Source organism: Moritella sp. Urea-trap-13 (assembly GCF_002836355.1).
Taxonomy (GTDB): domain Bacteria; phylum Pseudomonadota; class Gammaproteobacteria; order Enterobacterales; family Moritellaceae; genus Moritella.
Window position 1 is genome coordinate 1,356,487 of record NZ_PJCA01000031.1, and the last position, 22,254, is coordinate 1,378,740.

21 protein-coding genes are annotated in these 22,254 nt (G+C 40.2%); 15 read left to right on the top strand and 6 right to left on the bottom strand.

Annotated features, from left to right (window positions below; translation table 11 throughout):
* Positions 1 to 59: 59 nt before the first annotated feature.
* The gene (locus CXF93_RS14105) at positions 60 to 905 is read left to right on the top strand and encodes an alpha/beta fold hydrolase (protein WP_101063114.1); all 846 of its coding nucleotides are present in this window, start codon (positions 60 to 62) and stop codon (positions 903 to 905) included.
* A 107-nt stretch (positions 906 to 1,012) separates the two neighbouring features.
* Here the strand turns inward: CXF93_RS14105 and CXF93_RS22135 are convergent, their stop codons facing one another.
* Entirely contained in the window at positions 1,013 to 1,168 is a 156-nt protein-coding gene (locus tag CXF93_RS22135) for a hypothetical protein (protein ID WP_198551662.1), read from the bottom strand.
* A 168-nt stretch (positions 1,169 to 1,336) separates the two neighbouring features.
* Here CXF93_RS22135 and maoP (CXF93_RS14110) point away from each other — a divergent pair, with 168 nt between their 5' ends.
* On the top strand, positions 1,337 to 1,711 hold the full coding sequence (gene maoP / locus CXF93_RS14110) for a DUF413 domain-containing protein (RefSeq protein ID WP_101063115.1): 375 nt from the start codon (positions 1,337 to 1,339) through the stop codon (positions 1,709 to 1,711).
* Positions 1,712 to 1,866: 155 nt separating this feature from the next.
* Here the strand turns inward: maoP (CXF93_RS14110) and rimK are convergent, their stop codons facing one another.
* Together rimK and CXF93_RS14120 are read right to left on the bottom strand one after the other, a co-directional pair.
* Positions 1,867 to 2,793: a 30S ribosomal protein S6--L-glutamate ligase gene (gene rimK, locus CXF93_RS14115; RefSeq protein ID WP_101063116.1), complete on the bottom strand. Its 927-nt coding sequence runs from the start codon at positions 2,791 to 2,793 to the stop codon at positions 1,867 to 1,869.
* Positions 2,794 to 2,865: 72 nt separating this feature from the next.
* Positions 2,866 to 3,894 carry an arginase family protein gene (locus CXF93_RS14120; protein ID WP_101063117.1) on the bottom strand — a complete coding sequence of 343 codons (1,029 nt, stop codon included), beginning with the start codon at positions 3,892 to 3,894 and terminating at the stop codon, positions 2,866 to 2,868.
* A gap of 370 nt (positions 3,895 to 4,264) precedes the next feature.
* Here CXF93_RS14120 and maoP (CXF93_RS14125) point away from each other — a divergent pair, with 370 nt between their 5' ends.
* The 11 genes from maoP (CXF93_RS14125) to CXF93_RS14175 all read left to right on the top strand — a co-directional run bounded on the left by maoP (CXF93_RS14125) (position 4,265) and on the right by CXF93_RS14175 (position 14,966).
* Positions 4,265 to 4,642, top strand: a complete 378-nt coding sequence (maoP, locus tag CXF93_RS14125; RefSeq protein WP_101063118.1) for a DUF413 domain-containing protein — start codon at positions 4,265 to 4,267, stop codon at positions 4,640 to 4,642.
* 278 nt (positions 4,643 to 4,920) lie between these two features.
* Positions 4,921 to 6,039 (top strand): HlyD family secretion protein, encoded by a 1,119-nt coding sequence (locus CXF93_RS14130; protein WP_101063119.1) that lies wholly within the window; start codon positions 4,921 to 4,923, stop codon positions 6,037 to 6,039.
* Positions 6,029 to 7,072 carry a DUF2955 domain-containing protein gene (locus tag CXF93_RS14135; RefSeq protein ID WP_232784219.1) on the top strand — a complete coding sequence of 348 codons (1,044 nt, stop codon included), beginning with the start codon at positions 6,029 to 6,031 and terminating at the stop codon, positions 7,070 to 7,072. The genes CXF93_RS14130 and CXF93_RS14135 overlap by 11 nt, the downstream gene beginning before the upstream one ends.
* 32 nt (positions 7,073 to 7,104) lie before the next feature.
* On the top strand, positions 7,105 to 8,190 hold the full coding sequence (locus CXF93_RS14140; RefSeq protein WP_101063120.1) for an AI-2E family transporter: 1,086 nt from the start codon (positions 7,105 to 7,107) through the stop codon (positions 8,188 to 8,190).
* Positions 8,187 to 8,846, top strand: coding sequence for a potassium channel family protein (locus CXF93_RS14145; RefSeq protein WP_232784220.1), 660 nt, complete (start codon positions 8,187 to 8,189; stop codon positions 8,844 to 8,846). The genes CXF93_RS14140 and CXF93_RS14145 overlap by 4 nt, the downstream gene beginning before the upstream one ends.
* Positions 8,847 to 9,186: 340 nt before the next feature.
* Positions 9,187 to 9,408 (top strand): envelope stress response membrane protein PspB, encoded by a 222-nt coding sequence (gene pspB, locus CXF93_RS14150; RefSeq protein WP_101063122.1) that lies wholly within the window; start codon positions 9,187 to 9,189, stop codon positions 9,406 to 9,408.
* Positions 9,405 to 9,791 carry an envelope stress response membrane protein PspC gene (pspC, locus tag CXF93_RS14155; protein ID WP_101063123.1) on the top strand — a complete coding sequence of 129 codons (387 nt, stop codon included), beginning with the start codon at positions 9,405 to 9,407 and terminating at the stop codon, positions 9,789 to 9,791. Before pspB ends, pspC begins: the two co-directional genes overlap by 4 nt.
* A 145-nt stretch (positions 9,792 to 9,936) precedes the next feature.
* Entirely contained in the window at positions 9,937 to 10,515 is a 579-nt protein-coding gene (locus CXF93_RS14160; RefSeq protein WP_232784221.1) for a DUF4136 domain-containing protein, read from the top strand.
* A gap of 189 nt (positions 10,516 to 10,704) precedes the next feature.
* Positions 10,705 to 12,672, top strand: coding sequence for a bifunctional 2',3'-cyclic-nucleotide 2'-phosphodiesterase/3'-nucleotidase (locus CXF93_RS14165; protein WP_101063125.1), 1,968 nt, complete (start codon positions 10,705 to 10,707; stop codon positions 12,670 to 12,672).
* 208 nt (positions 12,673 to 12,880) lie between these two features.
* On the top strand, positions 12,881 to 13,729 hold the full coding sequence (locus CXF93_RS14170; protein ID WP_101063126.1) for an alpha/beta fold hydrolase: 849 nt from the start codon (positions 12,881 to 12,883) through the stop codon (positions 13,727 to 13,729).
* Between the two features lie 217 nt (positions 13,730 to 13,946).
* On the top strand, positions 13,947 to 14,966 hold the full coding sequence (locus tag CXF93_RS14175) for a sensor domain-containing diguanylate cyclase (RefSeq protein ID WP_101063127.1): 1,020 nt from the start codon (positions 13,947 to 13,949) through the stop codon (positions 14,964 to 14,966).
* Between the two features lie 36 nt (positions 14,967 to 15,002).
* On the opposite strand, the gene CXF93_RS14180 is transcribed toward CXF93_RS14175, so the two are convergent.
* Positions 15,003 to 17,255, bottom strand: a complete 2,253-nt coding sequence (locus tag CXF93_RS14180; RefSeq protein ID WP_101063128.1) for an ATP-binding protein — start codon at positions 17,253 to 17,255, stop codon at positions 15,003 to 15,005.
* 363 nt (positions 17,256 to 17,618) lie between these two features.
* Here CXF93_RS14180 and CXF93_RS14185 point away from each other — a divergent pair, with 363 nt between their 5' ends.
* A complete protein-coding gene (locus CXF93_RS14185; RefSeq protein ID WP_101063129.1) occupies positions 17,619 to 18,473 on the top strand; it encodes a PfkB family carbohydrate kinase in 855 nt (284 codons plus the stop codon).
* Here the strand turns inward: CXF93_RS14185 and CXF93_RS14190 are convergent.
* Complete coding sequence (locus CXF93_RS14190) at positions 18,470 to 19,201, bottom strand: hypothetical protein (RefSeq protein ID WP_101063130.1); 732 nt, start codon at positions 19,199 to 19,201, stop codon at positions 18,470 to 18,472. The two genes, CXF93_RS14185 and CXF93_RS14190, sit on opposite strands and share 4 nt — an antisense overlap.
* 311 nt (positions 19,202 to 19,512) lie before the next feature.
* Entirely contained in the window at positions 19,513 to 20,970 is a 1,458-nt protein-coding gene (locus CXF93_RS14195) for a hypothetical protein (protein WP_101063131.1), read from the bottom strand.
* A gap of 674 nt (positions 20,971 to 21,644) precedes the next feature.
* On the opposite strand from CXF93_RS14195, the gene CXF93_RS14200 reads away from it, so the two are divergent.
* On the top strand, positions 21,645 to 22,193 hold the full coding sequence (locus tag CXF93_RS14200; RefSeq protein ID WP_101063132.1) for a DUF3157 family protein: 549 nt from the start codon (positions 21,645 to 21,647) through the stop codon (positions 22,191 to 22,193).
* The last annotated feature ends 61 nt before the right edge of the window (positions 22,194 to 22,254 follow it).

Consider the following 22,254-nt stretch of genomic DNA (forward strand, 5'->3'; position numbering starts at 1 on the left):
TAAACACAATATAAATAGCACGACCGTTCGTTTAAAGGGTGTTATTTTAGGAGTTTACCATGAGCAGTAACATTTATTTTAATACCCGTAGCAAGTTTACTATCCGTCGTAGCATGATTAATATCGGTACGCGATTACACCACAGTATTGCGCCCAAACACGCCCTAAAAACAGCACGTAACTTATTGCTCACACCAGTACGTAGCACCGCGAAGAATGATGATCCAGAAGGTTTGTTACGCTCGACCCACCTGACATCTGAAGGTCGCCTAAATACTTATCAAATGGGTAATGGTCCGGTTTGGATCTTAAGCCATGGTTGGTCTGGCAGTGCCAGTCAGTTCTTCCCGTTAATGGTGCACATCGCTGAGCAAGGTTTTACCGCGTTGGCTTACGATCATCCCGCTCATGGACAAAGTGAAGGTCGCTATGCTCACCTACCCGCGTTTGTACAAGCTTTTGACGAACTGGTTGATAATGTCGATGATGTCGCGGGTATTATTGCTCATAGTATGGGCTCTGCATCAGTTCTCGAAAGCCGTCATCCGAAAGTAGATACGCTACCACTATTATTAATTGCACCGGTACTCGACTACGTAGATAACTTATATGACATGGTGGGAAAATCAGGATATTCAATGAAGTTATTTGGCGCGATGATCACCCATATTGAAGATAAATATCAATACAGTTTAGATACTATCGACCCTTATCAAAAACTGGTATCTCGCCAGCATACCACGACGATTGTGCACGATAAACGCGATAGATTTGCCCCTTTCGCGACTTCAGAGTTAGCCGCAAATGCAGCCAGCAATATCAAGCTGATTGCGACGCAAGGTCAAGGTCATGGACGGGTAATCAAATGCGACTCAACCATGGCGGCTTTTGATAGTTTAATTTAATCGTTAATCGTTAATCGTTAAAAATAATATTAATGCTGAAAAAAAAGCGCTTTAGCAGGGGTTCAAACTACTAAGGCGCTGATTTATTTCACTTAACCTGTCTAGTACTAATGGATAAAATCATCATCATCCATTTCTTTTCTCGCTTTACGTAAGTTGCGGCGTGAACGCTGCTCTTGCTTACGTACTTCAACACCTACTTCATTGTCATCATCAAATCTAAAGACTGGTTTTTTTTTAAATTTAAGATCTAATTTAGCCACTTGCTATTCCTTAATAAGAAGGTGTTGACGCACCACACCAGATACAAATACTACACCTTCTCAGGCAAAAACATAAATCAATCTATTCATCGTCAGCAGCAAATTTTTTTGTTGTACAAGTCGTAAAAACTAAACGATTATCTGCAAAAAAATGATGAGGTCAAGAACATGAGAAATATGGGTGTATTCTTAGATGAATTACATTTTCCTTTTGGTTTAAATGCAGATAATACCTTCAGTCCAGAAGAAATCTCCACGCTAGAAAGTTTTGGTTTAACCATGCGTCAATTACAAGAAGGCAATTTGCTACCGTTAACCGCTGCTGAATACTATTTCTTGGCAGAGTTAGATGGTGAATTTCCCATCACCTCGCACTTTGCTCGTTGCTGGCGTAAGTACAACACCAAGGTCACACGTTTCGATAATAATGCCACCAGCCGAGCAAAAACAAAACGACCAACAACAATGCGTGATGATTCAGGTTTGAATATAAATACCGAAGAAGATGATGATGAATACGGGAGTTTAACATTCGACTTATGACAGGAACCGCGCAGTGAACGGTAATATCCACCATAACAATGACGGTGGATATTATCTATATAATGACTAACGCTTACAGCTTACAGAAAGTCTAAAGTCGATTACCGATTTAATAATCAATAGCCCAGTTATACCGGATCTACATTCTTCTTCAGTTACTTTGCCACGTTATCTTCAAGGCTCTCTTCGATATTACCTTCAACACTATCTTCAACATTCTCTTCAATATACGTAATCATTAACTTAGCAATATCGATATCTGTTGTATGCTCAATACCTTCCAACCCAGGTGAAGAGTTTACTTCCATAATCAACGGCCCACGCTCAGAGCGTAACAAATCAACACCCGCAACTTTCAACCCCATCACTTGTGTGGCAGCAATAGCGGTAGCACGCTCTTCAGCGGTGATGTCAATCTGACACGCATGCCCACCACGATGCAGGTTCGATCTAAATTCGCCTTCTGGCGCTTGGCGTTTCATGGCAGCAACCACTTCGTCACCAATCACAAAACAGCGAATATCGGCGCCTTTCGATTCCTTAATATATTCTTGCACCAGTATGTTCGCTTTCATGCCCATAAACGCTTCTAACACACTCTCAGCAGCCTGATTGGTTTCTGCTAGCACCACACCAATACCCTGGGTACCTTCTAACAATTTAATGACTAAAGGCGCGCCGCCCACCAAACTAATCACATCAGGAATATCGGTTGGTGAATTGGCAAATCCAGTCACTGGCATACCAATATTTTTCTGGCTGAGCAGCTGCAACGATTGTAATTTATCCCGTGAGCAGGTAATGGCCAACGACGGATTAATGGTAAATACCCCCATCATTTCAAACTGGCGTAATACCGCGCAACCGTAAAAACTGACTTCGGTACCAATACGCGGGATCACCGCATCAAAGCCCTCTAAGTTTTCACCATCAAAGTGGATCGAGGGTTTGGTATCGTTAATATTCATATAACAACGTAATACATCAATCACCACAGGCTCATGGCCATGGTTTAAACAAGTTTCCACAATGCGGCGTGTTGAGTATAACGTTGGGCCTTGCGATAAAATGGCTATTTTCATTTTAACTTTCTCTATTTAACTTTTAATAACGGTTAGCGATTAATTATCACTAACAGCCAACTATGTTCTAAATTAACTCGATACCTTCAGGTGTTGTAATACCGGGCAGATAATCGACGATACATAAGCAGCAGTTTTATGGCTGTATTCCAGATCGGGATTAAGCGTGACAACATCGAGCATTTTCAATTTGCCACTGCGTGCAATAATCGTTAAAGCAAAAGTCAGTATCTCGAGGGTAATGCCCTGCGTCTGACTGGAATGTAAATGACTATTTTTCGACTGTAATACTTGCTGATATATAACGGCTAAATCGACACTTAAATGGATATGGTCTACTTGCTCAATGAATCGTTCTAATGTTTCTTGAATTAATTCACGATGACTTATGCTCATGTGTTTATCCAATAGCCAATCACAACCAAGCTGTTTTGCATACTCAAAGGTATCTTCAGTGTTTGTTCGTTTACAAATGCCTAATCCTAAATAATTAAAAATTCTAAATGTCTCTAAGCAATATTGATTCACGGCATTGAATGCCGAATCTAGCTTAGGTGACGGTGTTAATCGCAACTCAAAGTTAGGGTCAAAATTAATAATGCCTATTTTGTTATTACCCGCTACATACTCACTGCCATACCACCTGTTGTGTTGATGTTGGTGGTACTGCTGTTGGTATAAATGCGCCGATAACGCTTGATAGTTCGCGATTGAAATGGAATCTGCACTGCCTACCGTAATAGGGAAATGACCAGCCATTAAATACACCAGCACTTTTAGGTATTGTTCCAGTTGAATATCATCGACATCCAAATCATCAAAACCGTCGATATCATCGAGCATGCCCGCGTTATAAACCGGAATATTAGTTTTGGTGAATGCAGTATGCATAACACGTCGAGCAATACTTTCTAAGCCCCCAGGTTGTGATAGCAGATTAACGACACTGTTATCCGCAACGACATTACTCGGGAATCGACCATCCGCTGCCACACCTAATAAAACAGCACCGGGAGTCGATTGCTGTTTATAAGGTCGTAACACTTTAATCGAACAAAACCAAAGATTTAAATTCTGACGTAGTCGTTGAGTAAATGTCATTTCCGCCTATCCCTTTTTAGTCGCGAAAGAATGCGATTAAACGCTTTGAGGTAAGGTTTGGCAAATGAGTTCTTTTTGTCGTGACGATGAATAAAATTGATTGATAACTAGAAAAAAATAGCACGAGAATAGGACATCGAAAGGTAAATTTGTGACGTCGGATTACAAAAAAATTTAGCATTGTCATTAAACTGTCAACATCTACCGTTAATTTAGAGTCCAGCTAAGTCTGTAGTTAAAAATGATAAAGATTGAAGACGGCATTGCGGTGACAGCCTGATAATTCAGTATAGAAATAAACACGGCTAATCATGCTTGTTTCACCGTAATCATAGTTATGACACAGTTTATTTAACGCAAGGTAATCGATATGAGAAGCATGGGTATATTTTTAGATGAAGTGCATTTTCCACTTGGTTTTCAACAACAAAATGCATTTAATGTAGATGAATCACAGTTATTAGAACATTACGGTTTAACAATGCTACGACTGCAAGAAGGCGAGATCTTACCCGCCACTGCTGATGAACACTTCTTTCTCGCCGAACTTGATGGTGAATTCGAATTAACCTCTGACTTCGCCCGCTGCTGGCGCAAATATAGCCATAAAATCACTTACCAAAATACATCAAACAATTCAATAACTAAGCGACATGCAAAGCAGCCGAGTCGTGATTACTTTGTGGATGAATTATCGACACTAGAAGATATTGATAACAGCTATGATGAGTTAGATCTGGATTCGTAATCGGATAAACCACCTTAGTAAACCTGAGATGATGACCTACTTAAAACAATAAAAAGCACTTAAACTAAAGTGCTTTTTATTTGCCTTTATTACGATATAACCCACAGTAAATACGATGATAAATCCCACGTAACACCTCTTCACTGCATAATTATAACACCATGAAAACCAAGCGTATAATATAGACTATAATAATATTACAGCTTAGTCTTGGACTCAAAACAAATCCTAAATCAACCAGCCACTAGCATAAGCATAAGTCATCATTAGGAACCCTCATGCCTGAAGACAACGACATAGAAACACCAAACGCCATAGAAAGAAGTGAAAAGAGAACGCACAACAAAGTGCGTAAACTTACCAATTATTTGCTAATTGCAGTTTCGTGCATGCTGGTTTTTAGTATTGTTGCAGACCGTATTATTCCCTCTACAGACAGTGCTCGCGTAAAAGGTTACGTTGTACCGATTAAGCCGCAAGTCTCCGGTCAGGTTATCGATATTTTAGTCCGTCCTAATCAAGAGGTACAAGCCGGTGATGTGCTGGCTAAGTTGAATCCAAGCGATTTTGAGATCGCCGTCAAGCAAGCAGAACAAAATTTAATGATCGCAGGACAAGATGTAGGCGCTCAAACAGCAGTGATCGCATCGTCACAAGCACGTTTAACCAGCGCGAATGTTGAACTTGAAAATGCCAAATTACAAACTAACCGTATTCTAGCGATGGCTAAACGCGGCATTATGTCTCAGTCCGATGCAGATCAAGCTCGTGCCACTTTAGCCACAGCGCGAGCCAACGTGACTAATTTTGAAGCTGAACTCAAAAAATCTGAATCACAACTAGGTCTAGATGGCGAAGAAAACAGTAAAATAAAGGCGGCGATACTCGCGCTTGAACAGGCTCAAATCAATCTAGAACGTACCAGCATTAAGGCGCCAACGATAGGTGCAGTCTCCAACTTCAGTCTTTCAGAGGGTTTTTTTGCATCTGCAGGCCAACCATTAATGACATTCGTCTCGACTGAAAAAATTTGGATTGAAGCCTATTTCAGTGAAAACAGTTTAGGTAATATTGAAGCTGGCGATGAGGTCGAAGTGGCGTTAGATTTTGCGCCAGGTAAAGTCATTAAAGGCAAAGTAACCAGTGTCGATTGGGGCGTCGACTGGGGACAAGATCCGCAAGCCGGAAAACTAGCTCAAGCCTACAAGCAAACAGGCTGGCTACGGCAAACGCAAATGCTCCCTATTTCAATCGAATTCGATCAAGCGCAGGCAAGTGGTTTAATACGTATAGGAGGCCAAGTCGATGTCATTGTTTACAGTGATGATAATCCCATATTTAATATGCTTGGTAAGCTCTGGATCCGCTTTGTCAGCGTGATGTCTTATGTCCGATAATATGCTCGACAAAGACATCTTAGACAATAGCGTGATCGACAATAAACAAGTTCAAGTTAGAATCATCCGCTATACCGTCGGTGTTGGCCTCGCGGTATTACTTGCTGCATTGTTCAATTGGCCTTTAGCATTTGTCTCACCCGTCTTTGTCGCCAAGTTTTTGGTTGATAAGGCCGAGTTAAATAAAGAAACTATCTATGAATTGATGATGGCAATGGTGGCAACCATCGCCTTAGGGTTACTCTTATCGAATGGGATCACCCACTACCCACTACCCATGTTAGTGTTAATTGGTTTAATGATGTTGTGGGGCTACTACTTATTTACCGATCCAAAATGGAATCTCTTTGCAACAATTCTTATCATTGCAATCTTATTATTACCTTTTATGGCAATTTCAAATCCTGGTATATCTATATTTTTAGCCACAGGATTAGCGGGTTCCGGTGTGGTAGCAGTGGCTATTTTTGCCTTCGTGCATATTTACTTTCCTGAACAACAAGCTCACTTTAAAGGCTACCAATTATCGCCGTTAACAACCCAGAAACGCTGGTATGCGGCTTTTCGAGCTATGCTAATATCCTTTCCTATCGTCTGCTTTTTCTTTACCTTTCAGATAACTGAGGCACTATTTACAATGATGTTCATTGCCTTACTGTCATTAATGATCACGGGTGAAAAATCAGTAAAATTAAGTACTTTCCTCATTATCAGTAATAGCATTGGCGGCGTCTTAGCGATTGGTATTTTCGCCATGCTGTCACTCGTACCAAATGTATTATTTTATACTTTATCTATGTCATTAGTCGCCATTGTGATTGCCACACAGATTTATACTAATCCTGAAAAAGCACCTATTTATGCCACAGCTTTTAGTACCGTATTAGTATTGCTAGGCAGCACGCTGATGAGCGGAGGTGATATCGATAATAATATGTTTATACGTATCTTCCAGCTATTTTTAGTTGCAGGTTACATGATCTTTGTATCTTTCTTCTTAGAAACAAGAAACTGGAAGTTTTTACAAATATAGCCCTAGTCTTGATATAACTACAAGGAATGTCCATGACAAATAATAGTAACTTTTCAACTCAAGCAATTGACGTATATATAAAAATAGCAGCAATCTCGCTACTCATATATTGGTGTTATGCTATTTTACAGCCATTTTTCCTTATGGTGGTCTGGGGCGGGATTATCGCAACAGCATTATATCCGATCGTGACTTGGGCAAATAACAAGTTTGGAATAAGTAAGGCTAAAGCCAGTACTGCACTTTCAGTAATCGGTGTATTACTACTATTCATGCCGCTAATAGCGCTCTCAACAGGACTGTATACTGGTGGTTCTGCATTAGTCACAGGCGTTCAGGATGGGACGATAGTGATCCCAACGCCAAATATCAGTATCAAAGATTGGCCTATCGTTGGTGAAAAAGTATATGGCTTTACGCTACAAGCGTCATCAAATTTAGAAAGCATGCTAACCAACTACAGTGACGAAGTGAAAAGCACAATAAGTAAAATGGCCTCATTTATCGGTAGCCTAGGAGGCAGCTTTATTCAATTTATTATCTCAACCGTCATCGCTGGCGCTTTCATGGTTCATGCTGAAAAATGTGAACGAGCCTTCATACTCGTCGCAAGTCGTTTAACTGGCGGCAAACAGGGTAAAGAGCTAACCACGATATCGAAAACAACGGTTAGGGGGGTTGTGCAAGGCGTTATCGGTGTCGCGGTTATCCAGTCCATTTTAGCTGGGGTAGGTATTGCAATTGCAGGTATCCCAGGGGTTGCGCTATGGATGTTTCTAATATTGATCGTGGCGATCATTCAACTTCCACCCATCCTCGCATTACTGCCCGCTATCATTTATGCATTCACAGTAGACACGACCACAACTGCCGTACTATTTTTAATATGGTGTATTCTGGTGAGTGCGAGCGACGCTGTGCTTAAACCTATGTTATTAGGCCGTGGATCAGATACACCCATACTGGTTATTTTACTGGGTGCGCTTGGCGGTATGGTAATGTCAGGTATTATCGGTTTATTTGTCGGTGCTGTGATATTAAGTCTCACGTATCAGTTATTCACAGTTTGGTTAGAAAATGAAACCAAAGATAAAGAAAAAGAAAAAGAAAAATCATGATGAAACAAGTATCTAAAGATGACAATTTCTACTTTTTACTGGTGGCATTATTAGGGCTATTGTTCACCAGTGCCATGTTACAACAGCTTTTCAATGGTGGTCAGAGAACTATTCTGGCCTTGATTATTATTTGTTTGGCTGTTTCGATTGCTGGCGTTAAGCACAAGCCCTATTTCTATCGAAATTGGTATGTTTTTTTACTTAGCCTCGCCGCAATATCAGGTAGTATTAGCTTTTTAGATGAATATGACTTTTCTCTAGTGACATTATTCTCCTTGCTAGTTTTTCTACTCTCTCATACCTTCGCTGCGTTAAAACAAGTAATGTTAAGTGAGTACGTCAGTAAAAATCAGATTATTGGTTCGATATGTGTTTATCTACTGATTGGAGTCTCATGGTCAATTATTTATCTAATCCAGATAGAACTTTTCCCACAGGCATTTAACGGTATCGAGGCTAAACCTTGGTTTGACAATATGTTTGAAGTGGTTTATTTCAGTTTTATCACGTTAACAACAGTGGGTTATGGGGATATTTCCCCTGCGTTACCCATACCGAGGTTCTTTGTTTTTATTGAAGCTATTTTAGGCAGTTTTTACTTGGCCATTATGGTGGCAAGTTTAGTCAGTAATCGATTAAATCAACCACCTCGCTAATAGCAATAATTTGGGGAACAGAGCCTCATCTACCACAGTATAAATCTCAGTTTTTGTCCATTCACTTACAGTTTTTAATGATCATTCTCCAGCCTGTGCATTAAGTGACATTACAGCTAAAAGAGAAACAGTAAATATTTTTATACCTCATCATAAAATTCCTTAAATATACCAGCAAGTCTATATAGACTTAAATAATTTCTGGCATAATTAATTATAAGAACAAGGGTTTTAAACAATACAAATCGTATATATATGTATAAAATACGGTAATAAACCATAATTAATTAAGCATTACCGCATCGTTAATTTACCGCTATCTGTGCGCAAAAGGGATCACATGGATTTAATTGAAGTACCTCTCAGCATTTTTTTAATCATAGTCGCACCACTGTGGCTGATTTTACATTACCGTAGTAAGCGCCAAACTAATCAAGGACTATCAGAAAAAGATCAAGAAAACCTGCACTCGCTAATTGAACGCACGGAAAAGCTACAAGATCGTATTATCTCACTCGAACTGATCTTAGATGAAGAGTCGCCGAAATGGAGAGATAGATGATCAACAAACAGCTATATCGAGACACTCAAAATGGCAAACTCGGTGGTGTATGTGCTGGGTTAGCGACAGCCCTTGGCGCGGAAGTTTGGTTGGTTCGACTGTTATTTGTATCCTTATTCTTATTTACCGGTTTCTTTCTGGCGATCCTCATTTATATCATCGCTTGCCTGCTATTAGAAAAAATGCCCATCCAAAAGCAACAACAAAACAGTACCTATGCTAACCATTCGATGAAGACTAAATCGTGGCAGCAAGGCCATTCAGCCGAGAAAATACTCGAAAACATTACCGCTGAACTCGACGATATCGACCAAGATCTACAGAAAATGGAAAACTACGTGATCTCATTTTCATTTAAAATGGATCGAGAGTTCAAAAAATAGTAAAACGTAGTAGAAATACTAGAAATTGTAAAAATCGCATAAATGATCGCATAGCAATGGTAAAGTGTTTAATAGAAACCTAGACACTATAGATAGGTAGACACATAGATCTATACACATTGATAACGGACTATCAAAGGAGAGTATGATGATAAAGCTAACCATGCCATTGCTTGTGGCTATATTACTCGTCGGCTGTACCACGGCTGAATACCCGATCACGAGTGGCTACAACAAGATCAATCAATTGACCAAAGTAGAGACTGGCGATCTCACTCAATTCGGCCAACAAAAATTAACCTTTGCTTGGTATCCAGGACGCGGTAAAACATTCCTGCCCGCAGACAGCAATAGCGCCTTATTGACTGACTATACTGAAAATGCCATCACCAAGATAATGCAGGATAAAGGCTATATCTTCACCTATAATGTACAACAAGCTGACTTTCTTATTGGTTATGGCTTAGCCGTAGAATCTGAACTCTCTGATGATCAGATTTTTAACAAGGTAGGTTCAAATCTTGGTTTATCAATGAGTCATCTCGACCCTGATAAATTTCAAAAAGGCAGTGCCCTTATCGCCTTTTATAACCCGCAGACTTTTCAAACCGAGTGGCAGGTACTAGCCCAAGGCATTGCTAAAGTTGGGCTATCGCAGCAAGCACGTAAAGACAAAATTGCAGCGGTGATGTTCTCAATGCTTAATCACGTGCCAGCAAACTAGATACGATGAGTGCACACTGCTGATAACACCACTGTTGCGTTGATTATTCTGACGTTGATACATAAATAATCAAATGCACTAAATATCTCAAATAAAGCAATGCATTAGCCTTAATTTAACGCCAAGAGTAGCCAACTTATGCTACCTTGGCGTTTTCTGTATCTACTTCTATTTAACTTGGAGAAATTCATGTCGTTATCTATCAAACCAGTCGCTATCGCAGTACTCGGTGGGCTACTTACTATGGCCGGACCTGCTTATGCCGAAACCATCAAATTACGTATTCTAGAAACGACGGATATTCATACCAACGTAATGGATTATGACTATTACAAAAACAAACCAACCGAAAAAACTGGCCTAGTTCGTACTGCAACATTGGTAAGAGAAGCTCGTGCTGAAGTAGAAAATAGTGTACTGGTTGATAACGGTGATTTACTGCAAGGTAGTCCAATGGGCGACTACATGGCAGATAAAGGCCTACAACCTGGTGATGTACACCCAGTTTACAAAGCCATGAATCAGCTTGGTTATGAAGTCGGTAATTTAGGTAACCATGAATTTAACTACGGCTTAGACTTCTTACAAGAAGCGACAAATGACGCTAACTTCCCGTATATTAACGCTAACGTTATCGATCTTAAGACCGGTAAGAACATGTTTACCCCGTACATCATCAAAACCAATACCTTTACCGATACTGACGGCGTTGAGCACCAAGTTAAAATTGGTTACATCGGTTTTGTACCACCACAAATCTTAATCTGGGATAAGAAAAACCTAGAAGGCAAAGTTGAAGCCTTAGACATCAAACAAACAGCAGAAAAATTTGTTCCGCAAATGAAAGCTGAAGGCGCAGATATCATTCTGGCTATCCCGCATTCAGGTGTATCCGCTGACCCGTATAAAGTAATGGCTGAAAACTCAGTCTACTACCTAACACAAGTACCGGGTATTGATGCAATTGCGTTTGGTCATTCCCATGCTGTATTCCCAAGTGCTAGCTTCTCTAAACTACCGGGTGTTGATATAGAAAAAGGCACAATCAACGGTATTCCAGCAGTTATGCCTGGTCGCTGGGGTGATCATGTGGGTATCATGGATCTGGTGTTAGACAAGCAAGGTGATACTTGGAAAGTAACCAACGCCCAGACTGAAGCGCGTCCAATTTTTGACAAGTTCACGAAAAAGCCATTAGTTGCCGCAGATGAAAAAATGGTAGCGGCAGTAGCAGCTGACCACAAAGCAACACGTAACTTTGTGAACCAACCTATCGGTAAAGCAAGTGATGTGATGTACAGCTTCCTTGCGCTAGTACAAGACGATCCAACCATTCAAATTGTTAACTTGGCGCAAACAGATTACGTTGAACGCTTTATCCAAGGTGATCCTGATTTAGACGGCATTCCAGTACTTTCAGCTGCAGCACCGTTTAAAGCTGGCGGCCGTGGTAACGATCCAACCAACTTTACTGAAGTTGAATCTGGTCAGTTAACCTTCCGTAACGCTGCCGATCTTTACCTTTACCCAAATACCCTAGTGGCAATGAAAGTAACGGGTAAAGAAGTAAAAGAATGGCTGGAATGCTCTGCTGGTCAGTTTAATCAAATCGACCTAAACAGCACGGCACCACAAGGTCTCATTAACTGGGATGAATTCCGTACCTACAACTACGACGTGATTGACGGGGTTAAATACGGTATCGATTTATCGCAACCTGCACGTTATAACGGTGACTGTAAGCTAATCAATCCGGACTCAAACCGTATTACTGATTTAACCTTTAAAGGTAAACCAGTAGATCCTGCGCAGCCGTTCCTCGTAGCAACAAATAACTACCGTGCTTACAGTGCTAAATTTGCGGGTACCGGTGAAGCGTTTGTGGCATTTGCATCACCCGATGAAAACCGTACTGTACTTGCTGACTACATCAGTCGCGTAAGTAAAGAAAAAGGCCAAGTAACACCAAGTGCCGATAACAACTGGTACTTCACGCCATTACAAAGCGATAAGAAACTGACTATCACGTTTGAAACCGCACCAGGTGAAAAAGCCGCACAGTTCATCAAGGACAAAGGCCAATACCCGATGCAGTTTATGAAAGAAGATAAACTTGGTTTTGCTATCTACAGCTTAGATTTACAAAATAAAAAGTAATACGTTAAGCCTAAACGTTTGACTCGGCGTTTGTCACTGTCGGCTGACGTCAAGTCACAGGCATAAACCATCGGTCTACATCAATAATCGATCGACATAACGATCGACATAACAATACCGCAGCCAGTCTGCGGTATTTTTTTAACTCAATTTCACTGCATAATTTGCTAAACTTAAATAAGAGCTATTTCTGTCGACAGGACGTCTTATGAGTAATAACAGCAAGCACGAGAACAATCAAACCAACGCCGCTAACGTCAATAACACTGCACCTTGCTATTATGAACAACAAGGTAGCGGCAGTCCGATTGTGTTTATTCACGGTTCTTACGCGACCACATCGACATGGAAGAAGATAGTCCAGCAACTCGCCAGTACACATCATTGCATTTCGATTAAGTTACCCGGTCACTGTGGCACGCCAGATCCTGATGATTTTACCGCACCAAACATAGAGACTGAACTGAATATCATTGAATCTGTCATTGCTGAACTGTGCGAGCAGCCCGCCCAATCCAACCAAGCTATTCATCTTATCGGCCATTCGTTTGGAGGCGTCGTCGCACTTGCGTTAGCCCTGAAAGGATCGGTAAATATACGAGAACTAACCCTGTTTGAACCAGTTTCAACGTGGGTTTTTGAATCGGTGGGCGATAAAAAAATGACCACTCAGGTGAGTAAATTCATTCAAGGTTATCGTCAGGGTATCTCTAATAACGAACCTTACGTATGTGGACAGGTAATCGATTTCTGGGGTGGCGAAGGCGCATTTAACCCCCTGCCCGATTTCATCAAAGAAGCAATGGTGTTATTAACCGAAAATAATAACCGTCATTGGACCCTGTGCGCAAATACCTATCACCAGCGCGCAGCGCTTAACACCTTAAGCATACCCACAAAATTGGTGTGTGGCTCGGCATCAAACCCGGTTGCACAAGCCATTGTTCACCACCTAAGTCGTGAATTACCCCACAACAAGCAATATACCATACCAGGCGCGAGTCACTTTTTAGTCACCAGCCATGCTAATCAATGCATCGATATTATTAACGATTAGCAACAAATGGACATAACTACCAACTCATGAGTCATAACTGGTAATTGACAAGAAATATTCCTTAAGTAGTAACTCTAATTGGGGCGTAGATCGCATAATCACACTAAAAGTCGGCCATTTTTAGTGTGGCCACTATAATTGTCAGCAATGACAGTTTGTATTTATTCAAAAAATTAATCTTTATTGATTTTTAAAAACATCAGCTTGGAGTACATGGATGTTGACTCTTCCGACAAAAAAAGTACAAGATATTATATTCAGTGCTTTGTCATTAACCAATGACGGTGTTGCGGTCTTTGATGCCAATGACACCGTCATATATTGCAATGAAAGTATGGCGAAGCTATTTGATAGCACCGCTGCACAGGCATTAAACAAAACCTTTGGTGAACTAATCAAGCAATGCTTCAATCGTTCTGCTGGGATTAATATTGAAGCGGATAACGTCGAAAAATGGCTAGCAACCGCCGCTGATAAAAGACGCAGTGTGCCATTTCGCAGTTTCGAAACTGACACTCAGGATGGTCGCTGGTATTTGATTACAGAGCAAGTCGTTAGTGGCGATATCCTGTATTTTAGCAGTACCGATATAACTGAAAAAAAACAAGCTGAAATGCAATTAGAAGCATTATCCAAAGAGCTACATAAACGAGCATCAACTGACGAACTCACCACGATCAGCAATCGCCATAATTTCTACGAAATGGCAGAAATAGAGTTTCACAATGCTCAAATCGGACACCAACCACTGACGTTAATACTCATCGATATCGACAATTTTAAGTCTATTAACGATAACTTTGGTCATGCCGCAGGCGATACCGCACTCAAGGAATTTGCCCATAATATCAAGGGAAAACTGCGAAAGAGGGATTTATTTGCGCGAATCGGTGGTGACGAATTTTCGATAATACTACCTAATACTGATACCAAACAAAGCTTAATCATTGCAGAACGGTTCCGAAATACCATAGCAAAAATGAAAATTCACCATAAAGATCAAACTCTTCAACTAACAGCTTCCATCGGTATAGTTCAAGCGTCACTGACTATGGAATCGATTCATGACGTCATTAACGCTGCAGACAAAGCACTCTATCAAGCGAAGTCAGAAGGCCGCAATAAGGTTTGTAACGCCTCGGAAATGTGTAACAGCCCGATAAACCAATATCAGTTAACCACAACGAGGATATCACCAGAAACAAAACAACAAGTTACACCCTGTGAGCATGCTTAACCCGGCACCTTTAAGTTACCTATTTAGGTCGGAATTTTATCGGCTATACTTGTTGATCTTCTCTCTAAATATCTCTTTCTTAAAGGGCTTAGGTAAATAATCATCCATACCTGAATCGAAGCAGCGTTGAATGTCATCTTCTAAAATACTCGCGGTTAGCGCGATAATAGGAATACGCGACAAAGCATAACTCTCTTCATATTCACGAATACCAATTGTGGCATCAAAGCCATCCATCACTGGCATCATACAATCCATCAATACTAAGTTAATATGTTGATGACTTTCAGCATACATATCAATTGCTTCTTGGCCATTCTTAGCCACTATCACATCAAGTCCGAGTTGGTTAATGTTAATTGATGCGACCTTCTGATTAATTAAATTATCTTCCACTAACAAAATAGCACGGTTAACCTTTGCCGCTATCTCATCAGTGTCAACAGCCACATTTAAATTAAGATCATGGATCATATTAATTAACCGTAATCCGAACAGTGGTTTAGTAATATATCCATCGACTAAATGTGCATAATTAAATTGCTCACTGTGATTACTGCGCGCTACTAATATTGGCGTTTTCCCTACTTTTTGACGCAAGGTTTGCAATTCTATTTTCGCCAGTTCGGTTTCTTGCTGGTTATAAATAATAATGGAGTTAGCTTTCACACTTGCCGCCACACAATTAACGTCAGCACACTCGGTAGACTCAATGCCCAATTTACCCAATTCAAATTGTAAGAATTGGGTATCTTCAGGATTAATTATAATAGCTTGATGAGCTGATATAACTTGCTTCGGTTGCTCCTTTTCGATGCCGACTGCGATGGTAAAGTAGAAATCACTGCCCTCGCCTTTAACCGACGTTATGGCTATATTGCCGCCCATCAAACTGACAATCTTAGCGCTAATAGAAAGGCCTAAACCGGTGCCACCAAAATTTCGCGTGGTGTCATTGTCTTCTTGCTGAAACGCTTCAAATATTTTGCCATGCTTACCTGAATCAATACCGATACCGGTATCTTTGACCGAGAACGATAAGGCCATATTGTCAGCATCTAGGGCTTTAGACTGTAATGCCAGCGTGATTTTACCTGCGGCTGTAAACTTAACAGCATTAGACGCCAAGTTCATCAGCACTTGCCGTAACTTATGCTCATCCAAGGTCACGAACGCTGGCAACTCGGGGTCAATTTGAATATCGAGTTCAATATTTTTAGCTTGTGCCTTGGCTGCGATTAATGACGCAGTATCAAACAATACTTCTTTAACGTTGGATGTGTGCGGCGAAATAGCCAAATTACCCGACTCTATCTTTGACAAATCGAGTACATCGTTAATCAACATCAACAAGGTTTGCGAGGATGAATCAATCGTCATCAGGTAATCTTTTTGGATTGGCGATAACTGTGAGTCTTTTAAGATCTCAGCCATACCTATAATACCGTTGAGTGGCGTGCGTATTTCATGTGACATATTGGCCAAAAATGTACTCTTGGCCTTATTCGCTTTATTGGCGTTATCTTTTTCTTGGGTGATAGTGGCAATATTTTGTTTTAACTCGGATTGCAGCGCCGCTAAATGACTAAAAGAATCACTCATTTCATCATTAATATTGTTCGCAACTCGCTTATCATGATCACCAGCGGCAATAAAACCAATATTACGGTTTAAGTCATTAAGGCGGGCAATAATACTGCGTTTAATTAAGGCGTAAATACAAAAAATAGATATCAACAAAATGCTAAAGACAGTTAATAACCAAGTGAAGGCTTTAAATAGATGCACATGAAAATCGTTAACGGCTTGTTCTGATTTCGCATTAATCTGGTCGAACTCTTGGTTCAGACGCGTTCTTAATACTTGAAACTCTTGAGTGATCGCCCAGTGAATGATGATTTTGTCTTCATCGTCCAGACTAGCGGCATAGTCTTTGGTTAATTGCCGCCACCCTGCCATCAGCGACAATATATTGTAATTTTCGTGTGTCGGATCCAGTTCAACATATTTAGCGTATCGCGTTTTAATTTGATCTAAATTAGTGTTGATCACAGTAAACGCATTAACGTCACCATCGATAATGTATTGCTGAAACGCGGAATAGGCTTGATACGCATCACGGTCTGCGTTAAGAATAAGGGTACTGGCATGACGGTAAATATTTGCTTGCTGATCAACTGCAGTTTTACCAGAATCAATAAGGCGGGAGCCTTCATAAATAGAAAACAACAAACAGAATATAAAAATGCCCATCAGCAAATTTAACTTGGCTCGAATCGAGGTAAACATAAAAGTCCTTTTCATTGTCATTTAACGGCCCTGTCAAAATCAAATAAACTAATGCTAAAGCATGAATAATGAGTGTATCACCGTCACTTTAAATTAACATTTATTAAATCACCTTTAGTATGCACATTTGTGATCTACGGACTTACATATATTACACTCTCACATATCGTGGTTATCAATCAGTACCCATGGCGATCCGTATTGAGGTGATACGGTGTGGTGAGACATAGCCTAACCTTGGGTTTAAATTACCGCAAAAGTGTGCCATATCGCTCAATTTAATCGCTTGTCAGCGTGCCGTTATTTCCTTTCCTAGGCAATTAAGAGATAATTATCATCTACCTACTTTTAAGGCCAACAACGATGTCAAATATCCTCTTACTTGCGAATCTAAATTGCGATCGGGTGTTACAACTAGATAGACAGTTAGCAACCGGTGGCCGCCATTATTATGCTGATAATGGCCGACGCTTAGGTGGTGGCGGTGCCAATACCGGGTTAGGGTTGATTTATGCAGGTCACAGAGTGGCGTTAGTGAGTCAAGTGGGTAATGATAAGACCGCCGACTGGTTATTAGCAGAAGCCAGTATTCAAGGGCTAGACTGTAGTTTGCTCCAACGAAATGATCTCGATACACCAGAATTATTATTAGTAATGACACCCGATGGTGAACGCACTATTATTCGGCCACAGCGCCCGGTTTTTACCTTAGGTCCAGCGCCCGACTTCAAGCAATGGCAGGCGCTATACATTAATTCTTCCGCCGTCGGCAGTGAACAATGGGCGCAAATCGCACTTGGTTCTACTTTAGTGGTCGCGCAATTAGCCAAAGATAATCGCTCCCGTCCTTGCCATGTGTTGATTTCGTCCAAATCGGATATGCACAATCATGGGGTAGACACGAACGCTCATCAAGCCATCTGGAAATATGGCCAACAGATTAGTGGTGAGCAGTTACGTTATTTTATTATTACCGATGGTGAACATGGTGCGGTTGCCTATAGTCAACACAAGGCTATTGCAGTTACGGCAGTGGCTGCAAGTGTCGTTGATACAACAGGGGCTGGCGATGCGTTCGCGTCGGGATTAATGCATGGGTTACTGGCTAATCAGGATATAGCACAAGCAATGACAACAGGTTCGGAGTGGGCGGCGATAGCAGTTGCCACCGCCAGCTCCATTCCTGGTGTCGAGTTGCAGCAGTATCTCGCGGGTTAACGCTCACCAACAAGATACAAGTAGGTGTGCTTAGCCCGATATTTAGGTGAAATATGCACACCGTAATAGCAAGGTATCTTGTGCTCACAGACCTGATTTATCACATCAAATCCAGCATTGATTTTACGAATTGAAATGGGCTCTTTGGTAACGATAATCATCGCTGCTGAATCCGTTATCGCCGCATCAGGAATAATACTCTTGACGGTATCCGCGCCCATGCTACTGTCGTTTGCTGCAATGACGATCGCTAAGTCTTCACAATCAGCTTCCAAAAATCGTAACGACTTCGAATTTGATATTAATGACGAGATGTCACTGATATTAAATTTCAGCACGTTATTTTGATTCAACATCGTTGCCATATGATTAATGAAACGAAATGCCGCCAGACGATGGTAGTTATTAAGCTCGTCCAAATTAAGCCAAATAGTGGCGATATAATTATCATCAATAATCTGCTTTCTCGAACGATAACCAACAGAGTCAACGTGCGCTTGTTGATACACCACGACCACCAAATCCGATTGCACTAAATTAAGTGACGATAGATCACTTTCTTGCTCAACGTCATGTTCAGTTCTGCCTTCTACACACTCATCGACACTAATAGTGTGAAACATAATGTCGTCATTATTCTCAAGATCAACTAGAAGCGGTTCTTGGTCCATAAACGACAATACTGTTATCCGGATCATATCGTCATTATATTGCATAGCTGGATTCATATAAACTCCCTTTTATATCCTCAACTCATAATAATATTATGGAATAAAATAAGGGAAATCGTTGAGAATTTACGGTTATTTACTAAATTAAGTGAAATAAACCTCTATATGGGTAATCAAATCAAAACAACCATAACAAAAACAACATTATCCTATGATTTACATGGTTATTCGGCTGTATTCTATCGCGACTTGGTCTATCGTTTTACTGACTATTGGTCATTGATTAATACATCATAAAAATACGTTATAAAAAAACCTGCACGAAGGCAGGTTTTTAGATTAATAACGTCAGCGTTAGCTTTGGTCTGTTAACTTTCGTCAGTTAAATAGACGCGCGCTTTTTGCTCACGTTTTTTAGCAAGGCTATTAAGGTGTAAACCTGACAAGGTCAGTGCAATACCGGTAATAGAACCAATTAAGGCTAATGAACCAAACCACACCAAACCAACCAGTGTTAAGGTTTCTGTTTTAACTTCTTTGTAGTGGTCGACATTATCAATATAAGACGCCATGCGATAAACCTGATTAGATAAGGCCATCGTATTCGCTTCTATTTCGATCACGCGAATATCATAACGTAACGTCATATTATTTTGCTTGATCTCTCTGATGTAGTCTTTCTCACTTAAGAATTGAACATCAGCTTGATCACGCTTAATTTCTAAGTTACGTAACGCGGTGGTTTTATTCTGAGCTAGTTTTCTTTGCTTAACCGCTAAATTACTATTACTCGCACTCACTGCATTTTTATAGCTACGTCTAAGTTGCTGCACTTCTTCGTTTTTCTGCTGGATCATGTCATCTTTCAATCCGAGTAAATCAGTATAATAATCATCGAGGAATTGAACAGACTCTAAATCAGGGCTGTTATCTTTAGCAATAATGGTGTTGTTATTAATGTTATTAAGCTGAGTTTCAACATGACGTATTTTTTCATCGTAGTCTTTTTTCACTGCTGGTGAAGTAAAGAAATTCGAGTCATCTAACGCAACAATCTTGTCGGCATTAAGTTTATCAAGCTGGGCTAATAAACGGGTACGTTCAGCTTGTACTAAATCTGCGTTACCTTGAGTACGTTCCATCGATGATTTGAAGCGTTGTTCTTTCTTCAGTGACAGCTCTTGCAACAGCTCTGACTTTTCAATTTTAAGCTGAATTAACTGCTCTTTCTTTGCTGTTAGAGCGCGACTTAACTGCGGGATATCTTTTGATAAGCGCTTATTACGTCTAACTTCATTAGCATATTGCGATTGATAGTTTGTATTAACTGTTGTCGTATCGCTGTCAATTTGTTGGGTTTTAATATTATAGTCTTGCAGTGCAATGGCAATATTATCTTCATTGATTTTGATCTGATTTTCAATTTTGCTGATCTCAATTTCACTGAGATTAATTTGACGATTAATCGATGAAAATGCGCGTTCAAAACCATTGAGTAAAGTTTCAAACGTGATAAGACACAAGAAACTAATGATCAACAAATACATAAGAAATGATTTACGCGAATGCCAAAGTCCGATCACAAACGGGATCTTGGTTAATTCCACCAGCGAGATCATCACAAAAGGCGCTGCCAATGTGAATGCACTGGTTAAATCATTACCACTTGTCATTAATGATATCGAAATACAAAGACCGATAAATACTACGATGATCTCAACTAACCAGGCGATTTTACGTAAAAACCGACTATGTTTGCTAAGCTCTTCAACATCCTTATCGTTAACTTTACTGGTATTTGAACCAGTTCCTATAATATCGCTCATTTGCTTAACACACCTCAATAATAAAATGACACTTTCACTGCGTTACTTCGATGTAACGAGGCAGTGAAGAATACAACCACTGAATTTTCATTCAAAACACACTAACATCACACATGAATTATAACTATCCATAACGGGTCATAATTGACCATTATCAGTTATAAATAATCATAAATAACCACAAGTGGGTACCATCATCTATGAATATAAATTCTAGGGTGCGGATACTAACGCTGACACGATAACAACACTATGTCGTCTACGACAAAAATAGAAAATATAACATATTGCTAAAATTCACGTCGAGCATGTCAATAAACCACCACAAGCTATAAAACAAAGCAATAACTATGCCATGCCAATCGAAATTATTGATACTCACTATTGGTATTAATGACCAAAAAATCGTTATATTTTGATAAAATCAACCACTGACCAACTACTTGATACTAGATTGAAAAATAAACCTCCGCTTACACGCTCCTCTATATAATCATAAATAAGTATGTTTATTAGTTTAACTGTGAGCTAGAGCAAATTAAGACAATCCAGCTAGTAGCATGCATAATAGCGCCTTGCTAAACTAGCCAATTCTTATCTGCGCTATTATACCAAGTTAACCATTACAACATTAACCACTAGAACGTTCACCATCGACCATCGGAAGTATTACCATGTTTAACAAAGCCTACATTATTGCCTTCAGCTTAGTTTTTTCAGGCAACTGCGCCGCCGCGGAAGTCACCCGAGCCATGCTTGAAGACGGCACTGAAGTGGTACTGAATGACGATTTCACTTGGCAATATGTACTCTTGACAGAGTCGGATAATCAAGTAGAAACGGCACCATTAACAGTGCAATTAACACCCGCAGTAATGGCTAACTCAGCATTAATGACCACCACGGTATCGCAAGGCGTGCGGGTTACATTCAAATCTGCTCACTGGGATGATGAAGAGTTAGGACTGGATTTCAGTATTGACAATACCTCGCCATTAACTGTACTCAAGGTGACGATTGCCGCAACGTTATTTGACGATAATGGCAGCAAGATAACAACTCGCGAATTTAATGTATGGCAGGCGCAAAATAGATTACCAGAAACCTATTTACGCAAGACTCAGCAGCGTGATAGCCGCATTTTCAAACTTGATGATATTGACCCCTCGCAATGGCAGAAACAGTTCATCAGCCTTGATATCATTGCTGTAGAGACCCGATAATTTATCTCTGATCACATTATAAAATAAAGGCTTAGACCCTAACGACTCACATTTAATGTTT